The sequence below is a fragment of the Pseudonocardia lacus genome (assembly GCF_018531445.1).
GTDB classification, from domain to species: Bacteria; Actinomycetota; Actinomycetes; order Mycobacteriales; family Pseudonocardiaceae; genus Pseudonocardia; species Pseudonocardia lacus.
Genome location: NZ_JAHDTH010000058.1, coordinates 18,305 through 37,435, shown reverse-complemented (window position 1 = coordinate 37,435; position 19,131 = coordinate 18,305). Strand labels below are relative to the sequence as shown.

Annotated in this window: 10 protein-coding genes and 1 other RNA gene; 8 read left to right on the top strand and 3 right to left on the bottom strand. The window is 71.5% G+C overall.

Annotation, left to right across the window (positions count from 1 at the left end; genetic code table 11):
* Positions 1-222 precede the first annotated feature (222 nt).
* The 4 genes from KIK08_RS14900 to KIK08_RS14885 all read left to right on the top strand — a co-directional run bounded on the left by KIK08_RS14900 (position 223) and on the right by KIK08_RS14885 (position 4,043).
* Positions 223-1,401 carry a Nif3-like dinuclear metal center hexameric protein gene (locus KIK08_RS14900; protein ID WP_214403734.1) on the top strand — a complete coding sequence of 393 codons (1,179 nt, stop codon included), beginning with the start codon at positions 223-225 and terminating at the stop codon, positions 1,399-1,401.
* Positions 1,398-2,135 (top strand): zinc ribbon domain-containing protein, encoded by a 738-nt coding sequence (locus tag KIK08_RS14895; RefSeq protein ID WP_214403733.1) that lies wholly within the window; start codon positions 1,398-1,400, stop codon positions 2,133-2,135. Before KIK08_RS14900 ends, KIK08_RS14895 begins: the two co-directional genes overlap by 4 nt.
* A 77-nt stretch (positions 2,136-2,212) precedes the next feature.
* On the top strand, positions 2,213-2,899 hold the full coding sequence (locus tag KIK08_RS14890) for a histidine phosphatase family protein (protein ID WP_214403732.1): 687 nt from the start codon (positions 2,213-2,215) through the stop codon (positions 2,897-2,899).
* 37 nt (positions 2,900-2,936) lie between these two features.
* Positions 2,937-4,043 (top strand): glycosyltransferase, encoded by a 1,107-nt coding sequence (locus KIK08_RS14885; protein ID WP_214403731.1) that lies wholly within the window; start codon positions 2,937-2,939, stop codon positions 4,041-4,043.
* 94 nt (positions 4,044-4,137) lie between these two features.
* Here KIK08_RS14885 and KIK08_RS14880 read toward each other — a convergent pair whose 3' ends face one another.
* Positions 4,138-4,899, bottom strand: a complete 762-nt coding sequence (locus KIK08_RS14880) for a sulfite exporter TauE/SafE family protein (protein WP_214403730.1) — start codon at positions 4,897-4,899, stop codon at positions 4,138-4,140.
* A gap of 95 nt (positions 4,900-4,994) precedes the next feature.
* On the opposite strand from KIK08_RS14880, the gene rnpB reads away from it, so the two are divergent.
* Positions 4,995-5,393: RNase P RNA component class A (gene rnpB, locus KIK08_RS14875), an RNA gene on the top strand.
* Between the two features lie 171 nt (positions 5,394-5,564).
* Here the strand turns inward: rnpB and KIK08_RS14870 are convergent.
* A complete protein-coding gene (locus KIK08_RS14870) occupies positions 5,565-6,719 on the bottom strand; it encodes a tyrosine-type recombinase/integrase (protein ID WP_214403729.1) in 1,155 nt (384 codons plus the stop codon).
* Positions 6,720-6,746: 27 nt separating this feature from the next.
* A complete protein-coding gene (locus KIK08_RS14865) occupies positions 6,747-6,938 on the bottom strand; it encodes a helix-turn-helix transcriptional regulator (protein ID WP_214403728.1) in 192 nt (63 codons plus the stop codon).
* A gap of 393 nt (positions 6,939-7,331) precedes the next feature.
* On the opposite strand from KIK08_RS14865, the gene pglW reads away from it, so the two are divergent.
* The 3 genes from pglW (at position 7,332) to KIK08_RS14850 (ending at position 19,131) form a co-directional block, all read left to right on the top strand.
* A complete protein-coding gene (gene pglW / locus KIK08_RS14860; protein ID WP_308257641.1) occupies positions 7,332-11,618 on the top strand; it encodes a BREX system serine/threonine kinase PglW in 4,287 nt (1,428 codons plus the stop codon).
* 120 nt (positions 11,619-11,738) lie between these two features.
* Entirely contained in the window at positions 11,739-15,356 is a 3,618-nt protein-coding gene (gene pglX, locus KIK08_RS14855; RefSeq protein ID WP_214403726.1) for a BREX-2 system adenine-specific DNA-methyltransferase PglX, read from the top strand.
* 61 nt (positions 15,357-15,417) lie between these two features.
* Positions 15,418-19,131 carry a DUF6079 family protein gene (locus KIK08_RS14850; RefSeq protein ID WP_214403725.1) on the top strand — a complete coding sequence of 1,238 codons (3,714 nt, stop codon included), beginning with the start codon at positions 15,418-15,420 and terminating at the stop codon, positions 19,129-19,131.

The window sequence follows — 19,131 nt, the reverse complement described above, 5'->3', positions numbered from 1 at the left end:
ACAAGACGGTGGAGCGAGGGGCCAAGCCACCTGAGCCATCGAGGGCAGCCAGCATGAAAACCATCCTCGCTCCACCTGCATCACCCCATCCTCTCCGACGACGGGGGACGTCTCTGGAAGGTAGGGCGGCGTGAGCCCCCGGGTCAGGAAAGCCACGATCAGGACGTGTGGGGTCAGGAACGTGGCTTTCCTGACCTCCGGGACGGCCGCCGGGGGTCCGCGGTGAGCGCGACCGTGGGCGACGCGATCGCCGCGCTCGAGGCCGCCTACCCGCCGGCGCTGGCCGCCGACTGGGACGCCGTGGGGCTGGTCTGCGGCGACCCGGACGAGCCGGTCTCGCGCATCCTCGTCGCGGTAGACCCGGTCGTCGACACCGTCGACGAGGCCGTCGACGAGGCCGTCGGCGAGGCCCAGTTGCTGGTCACCCACCACCCGCTGCTGCTGCGCGGCGTGCACGGCGTCGGCGCCGACACCCCGAAGGGCGCCCTGCTGCACCGGCTCATCCGCGCCGGCACGGCGCTGTTCACCGCGCACACCAACGCCGACTCCGCCGACCCCGGCGTCTCCGACGCGCTGGCCGAGGCGATCGGGCTGCGGGTCGAGGCGCCGTTGGTCGCCGCGCCGACCGAGCCGCTCGACAAGATCATCACGTTCATCCCGGTCGGGCCGGCCATCACCGCCGTGCACGACGCCCTGTCCGACGCGGGGGCCGGCCGGATCGGCGACTACAGCCACTGCTCGTTCGCCACCGCGGGCACCGGCCAGTTCAAGCCGCTGACCGGGGCCAACCCGACGATCGGCGAGGTCGGCCGGCTGGAGAGGGTGGCCGAGACGAAGCTGGAGATGGTGCTGCCGCGCCACCGGCGGGCCGCCGTCGTGGCCGCGCTGCGGGCCACGCACCCCTACGAGGAACCGGCGTTCGACCTGCTGGAGCTGGCCGACATCCCGTCGGCGCGCGGGCTCGGCCGGATCGGGACGCTACCGGCCGCCGAGCCGCTCTCGGCCTTCACCGAGCGGGTCGCCGCGGCCCTGCCGGCCACCGCGTGGGGCGTGCGCGCCGCGGGCGACCCCGACCGGCCGATCGAGCGCGTCGCGGTGTGCGGCGGCGCGGGCGACTCGGCCCTCGCCGACGCCGTCCGCGCGGGCGTCGACGCCTACGTGACGGCCGATCTGCGCCACCACCCGGCCGCGGAGCACCTGCTCGCGGGCTCGCTGGCCGGGCGGGCGACCCCGGCGCTGGTCGACGTGGCGCACTGGGCGTCGGAGTGGCCGTGGTGCGCCCAGGCCGCGGACGTCCTGCGCCGGGGCCTGGGCGGTAGCGTCGAGGTCCGCGTCTCGCACCGGCGGACGGATCCGTGGAGCCTGGGGACCGGCTCGCAACAAGGAGGAACTCCGCAGTGAAAGCCGAACCCGCCGTCCAGCGCAGGCTGCTCGACCTCGCCGAGGTCGACGCCGAGCTCAACCGGCTGGCCCACCGAAGGCGCACGCTGCCCGAGCACGCCGAGCTCACCGAGGCCGAGGCCGCGCTGCGGTCCGGCCGCGACAAGCTCGTCGAGGTGGAGACGGCGGCCGGCGACCTCGACCGCGACATCCGCCGCATCGAGCGCGACGTCGAGGGCGTGCGGGCCCGCACCGAGCGCGACAACAAGATGCTGTCCGGCGCCGGCATCGGCGCCAAGCAGGCCGCCGACCTGCAGCACGAGCTGGAGACCCTGGCCCGCCGCCAGGGGGTGCTGGAGGACGAGCAGCTGGAGGTCATGGAGCAGCGCGAGGCGATCGGCATCGACGTCGACCACGTCCGCGGCGAGGTCGCCGCGGCCGAGCAGCGGCTGACCGAGGTCACCGGGCGCCGCGACGCGGCCCTGCAGGACATCGACGCCGCCGAGGCCGGCCGCACGCGCGACCGCGAGAAGCTCGTCGCCGACGTGCCGGCCGAGCTGCTGACCGCCTACGAGAAGCGCCGCGAGCGGCGCGGCGTCGGCGCGGCGAAGCTGGTGGCGCGGCGCTGCCAGGCCTGCCGCCTGGAACTCGACCGCACCGCGCTCGCCGATCTTCGAACCGCACCCCCCGATGAGGTCGTGTACTGCGAGGAGTGCGGAACCATCCTCATCCGGTCGGCGGAGTCCGGTCTGTGAGGACGACGGGGTGGAGGTGATCGTGTGATGGAGGCTCGGATGCACGCGCGACCGGTCGTCGAGCGGGTGTCGGACCGATGACCGAGCTGCGCGGCTCGGCCACGGGCACCGCCCAGGCGACGGCGTCCTGGACGGGGCAGAAGGGCGTCCCGACCCGGTTGCTGCTGCTGCGCCACGGGCAGACGGCGCTGTCCGTCGAGCGGCGGTACTCCGGCCACGGCGACCCCGAGCTCACCGAGCTGGGCCACGAGCAGGCCGCGGCCGCCGCGGCCCGGCTCGCTGGCGTGCCGGACGTGGTCGCGGTGCTGACCTCGCCGCTGCGCCGGGCCCGGCAGACCGCGGCCGCCGTCGCCGAGGCGACCGGCGCCCCGCTGCACGTGCGGGAGCGGCTGATCGAGACCGACTTCGGCGGCTGGGAGGGCCTGACCTTCGCCGAGGCCCGCGCCCGCAACCCGGAGCTGCACTCGCGCTGGCTGGGCTCGGAGGAGGTGGCCGCGCCGGGCGGGGAGAGCTTCGCCGACGTCGGTCGCCGCGTCGACGCCGAGCGGCGGGCGGTGGTCGAGGAGTTCCCGGGGGCGACGGTCGTCCTGGTCAGCCACGTGACCCCGATCAAGCTGCTGCTGCGCACGGCGCTCGACGGCGGCCCGGGCATCCTCTACCGGCTGCACCTCGACCTGGCCTCGCTCAGCGAGGCCACCTTCTACCCCGACGGCGGCGCGAGCGTGCGGCTGGTGAACGACACCAGCCACCACCCCAACGGCTGACCGTTCCTCTACGGGTGTAGAGGTAGGGTCGGTGGGCATGAAGGTCCTCGCCGTCGCCGCACCCCTCGTCGGGCACCTCACCCCGCTGCTGCCGCTGGCCGCCGCCTTGCGGGGAGCCGGGCACGAGGTCCTGATCGCGACCGGCGGCGACGCCGCGGCCGTCGACACCGGCGGCATCCCGGTGCGCGACCTCACCGGTCCGGTCCCGATGGGGCGCATCGCGGCGCCGATCGCGCTGGCGCACCCCCGCCTGATCGCCCTGGAGATGACCGGCCGGGCCGGCACCCGGATGGTCGGCCACCTGTTCGGCGCGGTCGCCGCCCGGATGGCCGATGGGGCGGTTGCGCTGGCCCGCCAATGGCGCCCCGACCTGGTGCTATTCGAGTCGCTGGCCGCCTCGGGCGCGCTGGCGGCGGCCGTCGTGGGCGTGCCGGCGGTGCTGCAGGAGAGCAACCTCGTCGACGGCGACGAGCTGCTCGCGGTCACCGCCGCCGACGCGCGGCTGCGCCGCGTGCTCGACCGCTACGGGGTGGAGGCGCTGCGGCCCGCGCTGACCGTCCGCACCGGGCCGCCGAGCGTGGTGGGGGAGCGGCCGGGACCGCGGATGCGCGCCGTCCCGTCCTCCGGGGCCGGGGAGCTGCCGCCGTGGCTGGCCGGGCCGGGCAGCCGCCCCCGCGTGCTGGTCAGCCACTCCACCATCGGGCCCTCCGGGGGCGACCCGACCGCGTCCGTGGTGGCCGTGGCAGAGCGGGTCGACGCCGAGTTCGTGCTGGTCCGCGGCCGCGACGACCGGCGGCTGCCCCCGAACGTGCGCGCGACCGGCTGGGTCCCGCTCGACCGGGCCCTCGAGCACGCCGACGCGCTGGTGCACCACGGCGGCGCCGGGAGCCTCGTGCAGGCGCTGGCCTGCGGCGTGCCGCAGCTCGTGGTGCCCGGCGCGGGCGACCGCCGGCACAACGCCGAGCTGGTGGCCCGGCGCGGCGTCGGCCTGGCCAGGCCGGCCCGGCGGATCAGCGCCGACGACCTCACCCGCCTGGTCGGCGACGCCGCGCTGCGCGAGGCCGCCGAGGACGTCGCCGCCGAGATCGCCGCCCTCCCCGAGCCCGCCTCCCTCGTCCCCACCCTCGAAGCCCTCACCCGCTGACCCACCCCGTCGAGAACGAACTCGTCGTGATCAACAAGCCGGAACGATCACGACAACCTCGTTCTCGACGGCAGCCGGAGGCGACCGGCGCCACTCAGCTGACCAGCAGGTAGACACCGACGCAGGTGCCGACCACCACCACCGCCCAGCGCAGCACGGTCTCCGGCAGCTTCCGCGCGAGCGCGCCCCCCAGGTACCCGCCGACCAGCGTCGTCGGGGCCAGCAGCGCGACGGCCAGCCAGTCCACCGGCGCCCCCAGCGCGAAGATGACCACCGTCACGGTGGCCACCAGCAGCGTCAGCAGCGCCTTGAGCGCGTTGAGCCGGCGCAGGATGTCGTTCGTGCACAGCTGCAAGGTGGCGATCAGGATGACCCCCAGCGCACCCCCGAAGTAGCCGCCGTACATACCGGCGAAGAACACGGCGGGCAGCAGCGCGACCAGCCGGTCGGGCGCCCCCGGCTCCGGCGTCCCGATCCACCGGCGGATCCGCGGCCCGAGCGCGGTCAGCGCGCTGGCCGCCAGCACCAGCCCGGGCACCACGGCGTCGAACACCGCGTCCGGCAGCACCAGCAGCAGGACGCACCCCACCGCCGACCCCACGACCGCCACCGGCACCGTGTGCAGCACCCGCCGCCGCTGCCCGACCAGGTCCTGCCGGGTGCCCGCCACGATGCCCACGTAGCCCGGCCACTGCGCCACCGAGTTGGTCACGTTCGCGGCCAGCGGGCTGAACCCGACCGCCAGCAGCGCCGGGAACACCAGCAGCGACCCCCCACCGGCCACCCCGTTGATCCCACCCGCCAGCAGCCCCGCCACCAGCAGGAACACCAGAGCACCCGGCGACGCGTCGATCACCCCGCGAACGCTATCCCGGCCGGGCCGCCCCCGCCCGCGCCGTGTGCCCCACACGACCCGCCGTCCCGGCCGGGTGACTAGAGTGGAACGGCGGACGAGCTGGCCGGGCGGCCGCGTCGGCGGGGCGACCCGCCGCCGAGGAAAGTCCGGACTCCGCAGGGCAGGGTGGTTGTCAACGGCAACCCGGGGCGACCCGCGGGAAAGTGCCACAGAGAACAGACCGCCCCACGTCCCCAGGGACGCGGGGTAAGGGTGAAACGGTGGTGTAAGAGACCACCAGCACCCCGGGTGACCGGGGTGGCTCGGCAAACCCCACCCGGAGCAAGACCAAAAGGCCCCCACCGGGGCTGCGCAGGCGTTCGAGGGCGGCCCGTCCGAGCCTGCGGGTAGGTCGCACGAGCCCACCGGCGACGGTGGGCCTAGATGGATGGTCGCCGAACGGAGGGCCGCGAGGCCCCCGGGAACAGGATCCGGCTTACAGGCCAGCTCGTCCGCGCCAACCCCCTGAGCTGCGAAAACAGTCTCAGTGATCGTTCTCATGGCACATTCATGGCACATGAGAGCGGCCTGTGAAGATGATCGTCCGAAGTGGACGGACGGCTGCTGGCTCGGTTGTAGTCACTCTCCGTGATGCAGGCGCGGGCAAGGTGCGGGCCCGGGACCGATCAGCGAGTCGGACTGTCTTGCGCCGACCCTGGCCGGCTCGGCGGCGCTGCTTGGGTCGAGGGGCGCTCGTGGCGTGGTGCGCGCAGGACCGCGTCGATCGCTTCGCGGGTGCGCTCGTCCGAGTCGGGCCAAAGGTGCGCGTAGGTGTCCAGGGTTTCGGCCGCAGTGGCGTGGCCGAGACGCCGCTGGACGGTCTTCACCGATTCGCCGTGCCGGATGAGCAGCGAGGCGTAGTAGTGGCGCAGGTCGTGGAAGCCGGTGGCCCGGCGAGCGCCTGCTGCGGCAACGGCAGGCTGCCAGACCTCGCGGGAGAACCGCGTCCGTCGGAGGGCGTTGCCGTCGTCGTCGGTGAAGATGAGGCGGTCAGGGCGCTGGACGGGGAAGCGTTCAAGATGCCGGGCCATCGCTTCGACGACGACGTCTGGCAGCGGGATCGTGCGGTGCGAAGCGGGTGTCTTGGGCGGCCCGAGGAATGGATCCCGATAGGGGAGCAGGACGAGCTGCTGTTCGACGCGGAGGCTGTGGTTGTCGAGGTCGATGTGGTCGGTGTCGAGGCCGAAGCACTCGCCCTGGCGCATTCCGGTTCCGGCGGCGAGGACGATCAGCGCGCGGTAGCGCTCCGGAACGGCGTCGGTCAAGGCGTGCACGATTGTCGTGGTCGGCGGCGTGACCTCTACGGGGAGGCGTTTAGGGAGCTTGGTGCCCTGGCAGGGTGAGCTGTTGACGAGTCGATCGCGAATGGCCGCTTTGTAGATGGCGGCGAGGATGCCGTGGATGACCTGGACGGTGGCCGGGGAGAGCTGGCGGGTCAGTCGGCTGATCCAGGCCTGGATCTCGCCGGGGCGGACGGAGGAGAGCCGGCGGTCGCCGAAGTACGGGTAGACGTGGCGGCGTAGGTTGGTCTCCACATGGGCGCGGGTCGTCGGTCGGTGGACCTGTGCTTCGCGCCACGCTTCGGCGTACTCGCGCACGGTCGTGGGGTCGTTCGGGTCGACGTAGTCGCCGCGCAGGACGTCGGCGGAGATCGTGGTCAGGAAGCGCTCGGCGTCGATTCGCCGGGCGAAGGCCTTCTTCCGCTGGCGGCCGTCGGGGTCGCGCCAGCGGGCGTCCCAGACGAAGCCGCCGGCGCGCTTGCGGCGCCCGATGCTGCCCACGATGCGGCCAGTCAGAAGGCCGCAGTGCTACGCGGCGCCGTCGTTCTGAGCGGCGAACCAGGCGCGGACGTCGCGCGGGTCGTAGCGGAGGTAGCGGCCCACCCGTCGACCGCGGGGCCCGTAGCCGCGGTAGCGCCACTGGTACAGCGTGGTCGGCGGGATGCCGAGGAAGGTCGCCACTTCGGTGACTGTCCACAGCCGTGCTGGTTCGTCAGCCATCTGGCCCTCCGCCGCTTCGTGTGCTCTTCGCGCAGGCTGGACGAGCTGTTGGATCGAGCTGTGGTTGCGGCGTGGTCAGCCGCGATGGTGCGTGGTCGCCTGGCAGGCGCCGGTGCGGTCGGTCCCCCGCTCGACTATGGCTGGGTCGGACCCGGCATTGCTGGCTGTGTCGCACCGTCCCGCCGTTGACTGCCGTGTGCGCGGACGGTCGGGATGCGGAACGGCGGCGCCTCCTGGCTGTGCGCGCTCCGTGGCTAGTGTGGGCGGTCGATCTGCACACCGCGGGAGGGGAACGGTGGACGGGACGACGAGGTACTCAGCCGGTCGTGATCGGGGGCAGCGCTGATGGCGGCGAGGCAGCAGCAGCCTCCCGGCCGTGCAGCGTCCGCACCGGTGCGCCGCTGGTTCCAGGAGCGGCCTTCGGAGTACCCGTGGGAGCAGGACGGGCTCGACCACGTCAAGCGGTTGATGCCCAACGCTGAGCCCTACCGGGCCTGGGCCACGTTCTCCTTCACCGCGTCCTCGGGCCGGATCAACGAGTGCGACCTGCTGATCGCCGTTCCTGGCGGTCTGTACCTCCTGGAGCTCAAGGCGCACCCCGGCCGGGTGGTCAACCACGGCGACACGTGGTCGTTCACCGACCCCACCTCGGGGCGGGTCCGCACGCTGCGCAACCCGTTGCACCTCACCGACGGCAAGTCCAAGGACCTCAAGAGCAGGTTGGAGTGGGCCGCTCGCCGGCTCCGGATCAACGACCGGCTGCCCAGGGTCGAGCCCGCGGTGTTCCTCTCCGACAGGGGCTTGCGTTCCGAGCTCGACGAGGTCCAGCGCCAACGCGTCTACGGGCGCGACGAGGCGGCCGAAGGGCTGCCGTGGATCTGGCGGGACCTGCTCTCCCGGCCCCCGCAGCGCGAGCACTTCCGGATCACCCCGCACTTCGCCGGGCAGGTGCTGCCCCGGTTGCTCAACGAGATCGGCATCCGCGTCTCCACCGCTCACCTGCGCTTCGGCGACGACTGGAAGCTGAAGTCGCCGCCGCTGGACTCCGGACCCACGTGGGAGGACCGGCTGGCGGAGCGGCACAACTTGGTCCGCGAGTCGGGTCGGGTCCGCATCTACCTCACCGAGCAGCAGGCCACCGACGAGCGTCGGCAGGCGGTCGAGCGTGCTGCGCGCCGCGAGTACCAGGTCCTGCAGGGGATCACCCACCGCGGCATCGCGCAGGCCGTCCAGATCCGGGAGCACCAGGGCGGGCCGGCGATCCTGTTCCGGCACGAGAAGACGGACCTGCGGCTCGACTCCTTCCTGGCGGTGCACGGGGAGAGGCTGACCCCGGAGACCCGCCTGGACATGGTTCGGCAGTTGGCCGAGGCGGTCCGCTACGCGCACAGCCGCTCGCTCTACCACCGCGCCCTCGCCGCCCGGTCGGTCTACGTGTCGGCCAAGCAGGACGGGTCGTCGCCGGTGCTGCGGGTGATCGACTGGCAGTCGGCCGCGCGGGACTTCGAGACGACCATGAGCTCGTCGTTGGGTGCCAGCTCGCTGGGCAGCGACCTGGTGGCCGACACGGCTGACCTCTACCTCGCGCCGGAGTTCGACAGCGCCTACCCCGACCCGGTGGACCTCGACGTGTTCGGGCTGGGTGCCGTCGCATATCTGATCATCACCGGTGAGCCCCCCGCAGCGACCCGCAGCGCGCTGATCGAGCGCTTGACGAACGAGCACGGGCTGCACCTGTACGGCGTGGATGACGCCGTCGTCGATGTGCTCGACCAGCTCGTGTTCCATGCGACGCGCGCCGACACGGGGGAGCGGTTGGACTCGGCCGAGGCCTTCCTGCTCGGGCTCGACCAGACCGAGCAGGACGTCGCGGTACCGGAGACGACCTCGCCCGGTGCGGATCCGCTGACCGCGGCGGTGGGCCAGACGCTCGACGGCGACTGGGAGGTGGTCCGGGCACTCGGTACCGGGGCCACGGCCCGTGCGGTGCTCGTGCAGCGCTACGTGGACCTCCCCGATGGTGAGGTGGGCGTGGAGTCCCGCGTCCTCAAGATCGCGCTGGACGAGGACAAGGCCGCCGTGCTGCAGGCCGAGGGGCGGGTCCTCGACCTCGTCGGCGGCGGCGCGATCGTGCAGAAGCTGGACGGTCCCCGGCTGCTCGGCGGGCGCACGGTCATCGACCTGCAGTTCGGTGGCGGTGAGGACCCGCAGGGCGGAACGCTCGGCGCGCTGCTGCGCGCGGAGGGCCGGCTGAGCTACCACCAGCTCGAACGGTTCGGCGCCGACCTGTTCCGGGCGCTGGACCAGCTCGCCGCGCACGGGGTGCGGCACCGCGATCTGAAGCCCGACAACTTCGTCGTTTACCAGCGGGCCGACCGCTCCAAGCAGCTGATGCTGCTCGACTTCTCCCTCGCCGCCGCCTCGGAGCGCGACGTCACCGCCGGCACCCGGGGATATCTCGACCCCTTCCTGGGCACGCCCCGCCGCCCCTCGTTCGACGACCACGCCGAGCGCTACGCCGCCGCGGTGACGCTGCACGAGATGGCCTCCACGTCACGCCCCGTCTGGGGTGACGGCACGACCGATCCGCGGACGACCACCGACGCGACGCCGACGATCCCTGCGGAGCTGTTCGAGCCGGCGCTGCGCGACGAGCTCACCGCGTTCTTCCAGCGCGCCTTCCACCGCGAAGTCGACCAGCGCTTTGACTCGCTGCGCCAGATGGAAGAGGCGTGGCGTTCGGTGTTCGTCGTCGCCGACGCCACAACACCAGCCACGACACCGGTGACCGTCGGGCTGGACCCGCGGTCGCTGGAGGAGACCCGGGACGCCGCCGCCCTCTCCGCCACGCTCGACACGCCGCTGGAGGCGGCCGGGCTGTCGCCGCGCGCGGTGTCGGTGGCGCAGTCCTTCGACGCCACCACCGTGGGCGAGCTGCTCGACGTGCGGCTCTACGAGATCGCCAAGGCCCGTGGGGCCGGTGCGGTCATCCGCAAGGAGCTCAACCGCCGGCACAAGCAGTGGAGCGCCCTGCTCGTCGCGGCGCCGGAACTGGCCCGCGACGACGCCGTGCTGACCATCGACGAGATGGCGCGGCTGCTCGTGCCGCGCAGGGCCTCACGGAAGGCCGAGGTCGCCGTCGCGACGCTCGGCCTGACCGCGGGCGACGATCGACCGGACGCATGGGCGACCCAGGTCGAGCTGGCCAAGCGCCTGGAGACCACGCAGGCCACGGTGTCGCGGAACCAGCAGGCCGCGGCCAAGGACTGGGCCGCGATGGGCTGGCTCGCCGTGGTGCGGGACGAGCTGGTGGACGCCGTCCGGTCGGCCGGGCGGGTGATGGTGTCGCACGAGCTGGCCGCGGCGTTGCGCGCCCGCCACGGGGCGGGCGGCGACCAGCCGGACCGCACGGCGGACCAGGCGGCGGCGGTCGTCCGAGCGGCGGTGGAGGCCGAGAGCTGGGCGGGCCACCACGCCGAGGACCCCGACGCGCTGGAGCGCGGCCCACGGCTCGCGGTGCTGCGCCGCCGCGACCGGGTGCTGGTGGCCCTCGAATCGCTGCCCGGCACCGAGGACCCGAGCGCCGCCGAACTCGCCGACTTCGCCCAGTCCCTTGGTCGCAAGGCCGACGAGCTCGCCGTCGCCGAGCCCATCCCGGGTCGTGGTGCGGTGGTCCGGGAGCTGCGGCTGATCCCGCCGCCGGAGGGCCTCGCCCCGCTGGCCGACACCCGGCTGGTCGCCCTGGCCGCCGCGGCATCGACCGGCGCGCTCGTGTCGCCGCGCTTCGAGCTGTACCCGCGCGGACTCGACCTCGTCACCGCGCTGCGCGTGTCGCAGGCCGCCGCCGGGGTCCGCCGGGCGATCGGGGCCACCGTCGAGGACCTGCTGATTCGGGTGCGTTCCCGGTTCCCCGAGGTCGGCATCCCGGCCGGGCTCACCTACCTCCAACTGGAGGAGATGGTGCGCACCGCCGGCTTCCCGCTGGAGTTCGACCACGCCGACCGCCGGTTCCGCCCGCCCGCCCGCGAGGTGCCCCGGCGCTCCCTCACGGCGAGCAGCACGACGGCGGGCCGCACGTTCGTCATCGGCCAGGACCGCCACGACGTGGTCCGCGCCCGCCTGTCCACCGCGGTGGAGCGGGGCGGGTTCCTGGCTCTGACCCTGCGTGGCCGCAACTTGCCCGGCACCGCAGCGGCGCTCGCCCGGTCCTATCCGGTGCGTCCGGTCGACGTCGCGGCCCTGTTCCTCACCGAGTTCCGCGCGCTCGTCGCCGACCGCGGGCAGGAGTGGGGCAAGGTCCTCACCACCGACGCCCGCTTCGGGGAGACCGGCCGGATCCCACCGGGTCTCGCGTCCTACGTCCGCACCTGCTGGACGCGGGTGGGCGAGCACCTCACCGAGCAGGGCGCCGACGGCACCGTGCTGTTCCTGCACGACGCCGGGCTGCTGGCCCGCTATGCCGAGGCAGGCGGGCACGACCTGCTCGTCGCTTTGCAAGCGGCGGCCCGGCAGCCGGCGAGGGCCCCGCACGGCTTGTGGCTGTTGTGCCCGGCGGCATCCGCGACCGGGACACCGCAGCTGGACGGTCACGTCGTCGAGGTGGTCGACGGCTCCGAGCGCCTCGTGCTGGACGGGGACTTCCTCGACGGGCTGCGGAACGGGGCGATCAACGCGGCGTGAGCCGTGGACGCGCCGAGGATCACCCGCCGTGACATGGCACGATCCGGTGCCGGGGCGGCCACGGTGAGCGAGCGTGCCGACCCGGACGGGTCGGGGTGACGACACACGGAATGGATGTTCATGGCAGTGGTGGACGCCGGCGTTCGGCAGCAGCTGGTCAAGGACCTGCGGGCGCAGGTGACCGTGCTGGAGAAGGACCTGCTGGCCCGGGCGAAGGACGTTCCCGAGTTCGCTGAGCGGCTCAAGACCGAGTACGACGCGGCTCGGGACGCGGAGCGCACCGCGGCCGGGTTCACCGAGTGGCGCGAGGGCCGGATCACCCAGGCGGCCGCGGCGTGGGTGCTGAGCACTGTGTTTGTCCGCTACTGCGAGGACAACGGCTTGATCGAGTGGCCGTTCCTGGCCGGCCCCGACGACCGGCTGGCCGACGCTGAGGAGCGGCACGAGCAGTTCTTCTCCGAGCACCCGACCCTCAACGACCGCGACTGGCTGATCGCCGCGTTCGAGCACCTGTCCGCGGCACACCCCACCGCCGCCGGCCTGTTCGACCGCCGGCACAACCCGCTGTGGGAGCTGACCCCGTCGTTCGAGGCTGCCACCGCGTTGATCGCGTTCTGGCGGCGCCGCGACGACACCGGCGCCATCCGGTACTCGTTCGCCGACTGGGACACCCGTTTCCTCGGCGACCTCTACCAGGACCTCTCCGAGGCCGCCCGCAAGACCTACGCGCTGCTGCAGACCCCGGAGTTCGTGGAGGAGTTCATCCTCGACCTCACCCTGGAGCCGGCGGTCGAGGAGTTCGGGCTGGCCGGGCTGCGCACCATCGATCCCGCTTCGGGCTCGGGCCACTTCCTGCTGGGGTTGTTCCACCGCATCCTCGCAAAGTGGCGGGCCGCCGAGCCTGGCACCGACGACTGGACGCTGATCCGGCGGGCCATGGAGTCGGTGCATGGCTGCGACAAGAACCCTTTCGCCACGTCCGTCGCCCGGTTTCGGCTACTGGTGGCAGCGCTGAACGAGGCGGGGGAGCTGCGGCTGGATCGGGCGCGAGAGTTCCCGATCAACGTGGCGGTGGGTGACTCGCTCATTCACGGCCGCGGGGCCTCCGGAATTCAGCAGGAACTGGATGAACCGGAAGAGCCGCATATCTACTCCACGGAGGACGTGAATGACTTCGTCCGGTCGTGCGACCTGCTCGGCCGGGCGAGTTATCAGGTGGTAGTGGGAAATCCGCCGTACATCACGGTGAAGGACCGGCTGGAGAACTACGCTTACCGTGACCGGTACGGCTCCTGCTCTGGTAAATACGCGCTGTCGGTGCCGTTTGCTGAACGCCTGTTCCAGCTGGCCGTCCGCACAAGCGGCTCGGACCGGACGGCCGGCTTCGTCGGACAGATCACTGCCAACTCATTCATGAAGCGGGAGTTCGGAAAGAAGCTCATCGAGTGGTTCAATCTAAATGTGCACCTTACTCATATTATTGATACTTCCGGAGCCTATATTCCTGCGCACGGCACGCCGACAGTGATCTTGATAGGACGCAACCACATCGGACGGCTGGTCGAGCCGATTCGTACTGTGCTCGGCGTGCAGGGCGAGCCAAGTGAGCCTGCCGAGCCGGCCAATGGGCTCGTGTGGACGGCGATTACTAGGCATCTCGGTCTTCCGGGCAGTGAGTCGGAGTGGGTCAGCGTTGAGGACTCGCAGCGGACCAAGTACGCCACGCATCCATGGAGTGTGAGTGGTGGAGGCGCGAGTGATGTCTTCGACCTGATCATGGGAGAAAATCCTCCTCTCGGTCTACGAACGCACCGAATTGGCGTGTTCGGGATGACTAACGCAGATGATGTCATGCTGGCTCCGACTTCAGCCTGGACCCGCCGTGTGGGTTCAGATCATCTCGTAAGGAAGTTGCTCTTGGGTGATGAGCTCCGAAACTGGCGGGCGGACGGAAGTACATCCGCGTTCTTTCCTTACGATGCTGGAATGATGTTGGCTAGCCTGGCGGGCCACGATCGACTGCTCCATTGGATGTGGCCGTGTCGGACTACGATGGGCAATCGGGCAACTTTCAGCAAATTAACGTACATTCAAGAGGGTCGCCCCTGGTACGAGTGGCATCAGGTGGCTGTCGATCCGGGCGGTCATCAATTTACAATTGCGTATGGCGAAGTGTCCACTCATAACCATTTTGTACTAGTCCGCGGCGAGGAAATATTTAAGCAAACCGCGCCGGTTATTAAGCTGCCTGCGACGGCGAGTGAGCCCGACCATCTGGCACTGCTCGGGCTGCTCAACTCGTCGACGGCCTGCTTCTGGCTCAAAGAAGTGTGTCACTGCAAGGGTAGTACGGTCGATAGTCGGGGTGCCCGGCAATCGACTGTTCCTTGGGAGGACTTCTATCAGTTCAACGGGACCAATGTCGGCCGCTTTCCTCTTCCCTGCAATCTACCGTTCGATCTCGGTCGCGAATTAGATCACCTCGCTCGCCTCCTGGCCGTCCATGAGCCGGACGCCGTCTGCGACCGCGCCACCCCCACCCGTGACAACCTCGCCGCCGCCCGCGCGGAGCACGAGCAGCTCCGCCGCCGGATGATCGCATTGCAAGAGGAGCTGGACTGGCAGGTCTACGGCTCCTACGGCTTGATCACCGAGACCGAGAGCAAGGGCCTCCTGGCCGACAGCTGGGTCGAGCCCCTCGCACTGGGGGAGCGGGCGTTCGAGATCGTGCTGGCCCGCAAGGTGGCCGCAGGGGAGGTCGAGACCGCCTGGTTCGACCGTCACGGCTCCACTCCGATCACCGAGATCCCGAGCCACTGGTCGCCCGAGTACCAGAAAGTCGTCCAAGCCCGGATCGACCTGATCGAGAACCGCCGAGACATCGCGCTGATTGAGCGCCCGGAGTGCAAGCGCCGCTGGGCCGCCCCGACCTGGGAGAAGAAGGAGGGCGAAGCCCTTAGGACGTGGCTGCTCGACCGCTGCGAGCAACCCGACCTTTGGTTCGCGCCTCGCGATGGGATGCGGCAGCCCCGCCCGCTGACCGTCAGCCAGCTCGCCGACCGCCTCAGCGAGGACGCCGACGTCGTCTCGGTCGCTCAGCTCTACGCCACCGACCACCTCGGCAAGCGCGACCTTCCGCTGGCGAAGGTCCTGGAGTCGGTGGTCGCCGACGAGCACGTCCCCTTCCTCGCGGCCCTGCGCTACAAAGACCCCGGGCTGGTCAAGCGGGCCGAGTGGGAGCGCACCTGGGAGCTGCAGCGTGAGGAGGACCGGACCGGGAAGAACCTGCAGATCCCGGTCCCGCCCAAGTACAAGCCCACGGACTTCCGCAAGCCCAGCTACTGGGCCCAGCGCGGCAAGCTCGACGTGCCTAAGGAGCGGTTCGTCTCCTACCCCGGCGCCAGTCCCGATGCCGACCCGACGCTGCTGCTCGGCTGGGCCGGGTGGGACCACAAGGACCAGGCGCAGGCGCTGGTCAACCTGGTCAACGACCGGGCGAGCCAGGCCGGCTGGGACACCGACCGGCTGACCCCGCTGCTGGCCGGGCTCGACGAGCTGCTGCCGTGGGTGCACCAGTGGCACGGCGAGTACGACGCTGAGTGGGACGGGATCCCGGCCGAGGAGTATCAGGCCTACCTCGACGAGCAGCGCACCAAGCGTGAACTCAGCCTGGACGCACTGCGCGCGTGGAAGCCTGCCGCGGCGACCCGCGGCCGCAGGCCGAAGGCTACGACATGAGGACCAGCGACTCTTCACCGCGCGAACTCCGCGACGCGATGGCCCCCTTGGAGGCAGGCTAGTGACCGAGACGTTCCTGCGCGACGTCCTGAACCTGCCGGAGTCGGTGCACGCCGGCGACTTCAAGGTCGAGCTGAGCGGCGGGTTCACCGAGCAGGAGACGGCCGCGCGGGTACGCGAGTACGTCGTCACCGACCAGCTGCGCAAGGCGTTCGGCAAGGCGCTGTCCGTAGTGCGCGCCGGGGTGCGGGACGGCACACCGCAGGCCGCTTACCTGCACGGCTCGTTCGGCTCCGGGAAGAGCCACTTCCTCACCGTGCTACACGCGGTGCTGAACAACGCACCCGAGGCGCGCAGCAAGCCCGGTCTGCAGCCGGTGATCGCCGCGCACGACGAGTGGCTGCGCGACAAGCGGTTCCTGATGGTGCCCTACCACCTCATCGGCGCCACCGACCTCGACGCCGCGATCCTCGGCGGCTACGTGACGACCGTCCGGCGGCTGCACCCGGATGCGCCCGTGCCGGCGGTCTACCGGTCCGACGCGATGCTCGCCGACGCCCGGCGGCAGCGCGAGTTCCTCGCCGACGACGCGGCGTTCGCCCGCTGGCTCGGCGACGCGGGCACCGCCGCCGACCCGGACGACCTCGACGTGATCGACGGTTCCCCGGCCACCGGCTGGACCACCGCCGAGCTGGACACCGCCTTCGCCGCCGGAGCCGGTTCGCCGGTGCGGCGCGCGCTGGAGTCGGCGCTGCTGTCGGGACCCATGTCGTCCTACACCCGGGGGGCGGCCGGCGACGCCGATGCGTTCCTGCCACTGGAGGACGGGCTGGCGGTGATCGCCCAGCACGCCCGCGACCTCGGCTACCAGGGCCTGGTCCTGTTCCTTGACGAGCTCATCCTGTGGCTGCAGGCGCACATGAGCAACCAGGAGTTCGTCAACACGCAGGTCAGCAAGCTGGTCAAGCTGATCGAGTCCGGGGCGGGGGAGCGCGCACTGCCGATCGTCTCGTTCATCTCCCGGCAGCGCGATCTCACCAAGCTGGTCGGGGAAGACGTCACCGGCGCCGATGTAAAGAACCTGGAGGCGCAGGTCCGGTATCTCGCCGAGCGATTCGATGTGGTGAGTCTTGAGGATAGCAACCTCCCGGCGATCGTCCGCGAGCGAGTCCTCAAGCCCCAGCCGGGAAAGGAGCACCTGCTCGCCGAGGCGTTCGCGGCGATCGAGCCCACTCGGCCTGGCGACCGGGATGTTCTGCTGGACGCCACTGGCGCCACCGAGTCGACATGGGACGACTTCCGTAGCGTCTACCCGCTCTCGCCAGCCCTGCTCAACGTTCTCGTTGTCCTGTCCGGGTACCTGCAGCGCGAGCGCTCGGGCCTGAAGCTCCTCCAGGAGATGCTCTACCGGCGCCGCGGGGACATGACGCTCGGCCAGCTCATCCCGCTCGGCGACCTGTGGGACGTGCTCGCAGACGGCACCGGTGACGCGTTCACCGACCGGCTGCGCCGTGAAGCCGCCGCCGCGCACCGCTTCCATGCGCGCGTCCGGGCCAACCTGCTGGAACGCTACGGCAGCGAATCAGACCCGCGTTTCATCGCCGACGACCGATTCGTCAAGACGCTGCTGCTCGCCTCGCTTGCGCCGAACCTGTCGGCGCTGGCCCGGCTCACTGGCAGCCGGATCGCGGCGCTCAACCTCGGCTCGATCCGCTCCCGCACCGTCGAGCCCGGCTCGATGGTCGTCACCCGGCTGCAGGCGCTGCAGGCCGAGTTCGGCGAGCTGCGCTCCGAGGGCGACAAGGACCCGGTGTTCAGCCTGCACCTGTCCGACCTCGACATCGAGCCGCTGCTCGACGCCGTCGGGGAGAAGGATTCGATCGGAGCCCGGCGGGTCTGGGTGAAGGAGCAGCTGTGGTCGGCGCTGGGCGTGCGCGACACCGGCGAGTTCGTGTGCGAGCGCGAGTTCGTCTGGCGCGGCAGCCGGCGCGTCGCCGAGTTCGTGTTCGCCAACGTCCGCGACACCACCGACGTGCCCGACCTGCAGTTCGAGCCGGGCTTCGACGGCCGGGTGCGGTTCGTCCTGGACTACCCGTTCGACGTCCCGGGCTTCTACCCCGCCGACGACGTCGAGCGGATCAGCAAGCTCCGCCGGGCCGGGCTGAACGCAGCCACCGTCGTGTGGCTGCCGCACTTCCTGTCCGACCAGAAGATGTCCCAGCTCGGCCGGCTGCTCAAGATCTCCCACCTGCTGGAGCGCGACCGGCTCGACGAGTACGCGACGGACATGTCCAGCGACGACCGCGCGCGGGTGCGCCAGCAGCTGATGGCGCAGCGGGAGAACCTGTCGTCGCAGCTGATCGCGTCGCTGAACCAGGCCTACGGCATCGCCCGGCCCGACGAGGCGACCGTCAAAGTCGAGCTCGACGGCGTCAACGTGCTGTCGCTGCTGCCCGGGTTCACCCCGCGCCCGGCCGGCGGCGCGTCGTTCGAGCACAACGCGCAGGTGCTGGTGGACGGCCTGTTCGGCACGCTCTACCCCAAGCACCCCGACTTCGACCCCGCTGGCACCCGCAAGGCCGTCACCCTCGGCGACCTGCGCACCGTGCTGGGCTGGATCACCAGGGCCATGGAGACGGGAAAGCGCCGGGTCGTCGTCGACGACAAGCAGCTGCCGCTGATGCGCCGGATCGTGCACGGCTTGGAGCTGGGAGTGGTCAGCGACGGTCCGCTCACGCTGGAGGTGGAGTGGCGGCGGCGCATCGAGCAGCAGGCCGCCGCGCACGGCGTCACCGGTGATCTCGCGGTCGACGACATCCGGCGCTGGATCGCCGAGCTGGGCTACACCGGCCTGGAGCGCCCGGTGGCCAACCTGGTGATCGCGACCTATGCGCTGCTCTCTGACCGCGCGTGGGTGCACCGCGGCACGGTCGTGGACGCCCCGGACCTCGACAAGATCGAGTCGGGCGACGCGTTGCGCGCCCAGGAGCTGCCCACCGCCGAGGAGTTCGCCACCGCCCGGGCCCGGGTCGCCGACCTCTTCGGCATCAGCGTGCCCGACATGCTGTTCGCCCGCAACGTGAACTCGCTGGTCGAGAAGACCCGGGCGAAGGTCACCGAGCTCGAACCAGCGGTGACCGGTCTCTGGCGCTCGCTGGACAAGCACGCCGCCGACCTCGGTCTCGACGAGCCGGGAGCCCGGACGGCGACGGCCCGACAGGCTGCCGAGCTGCTCGCGCGACTGTCCGGCCTCCGGGACGCGACGCAGTTCGTGGCGGCGCTGGCTGGCGGGTCGCCCGGGGCCTCCGACGTCGTGCTGGGCACGGCGATCAGCTCGGCGCCCGCGGTTCTCGCGGCCCTGGACGGCGTCGAGTGGTCGCTGCTGGAGTCCGTGCGCGGGTACCTCGGCCACGAGGTGCTCGGTGATCGGGTGAACCGACTGGTCACCGCCGTGGCGGACGCCGGTCGCTCCGATCAGTTCGAGAAGGACCTGGTGGCGGTGTTGGGAAGGGTGCGGCCGGAGGCAGTCGCCCTGATCACCGAAGCTGCCCGTCTTGCCCGGGTGGTCACCCCGCCGCTTCCACCGGTGGTGCCGCCGGTCCTCCCGCCGGTGCCGCCGAAGCCAACCGGTGCTGGGGCGCCCGCGTCGCGGGTGGGAACGGCCACCGAGATCCGCAGCGCCCTCCGCGACCTCGACGAGTTCCTCGCCGAGCACCCGCGGGCCCGGTTCGAGCTCACCTGGCGGGTCGTGGACGAGCCGACCGGGGAGAGCTGA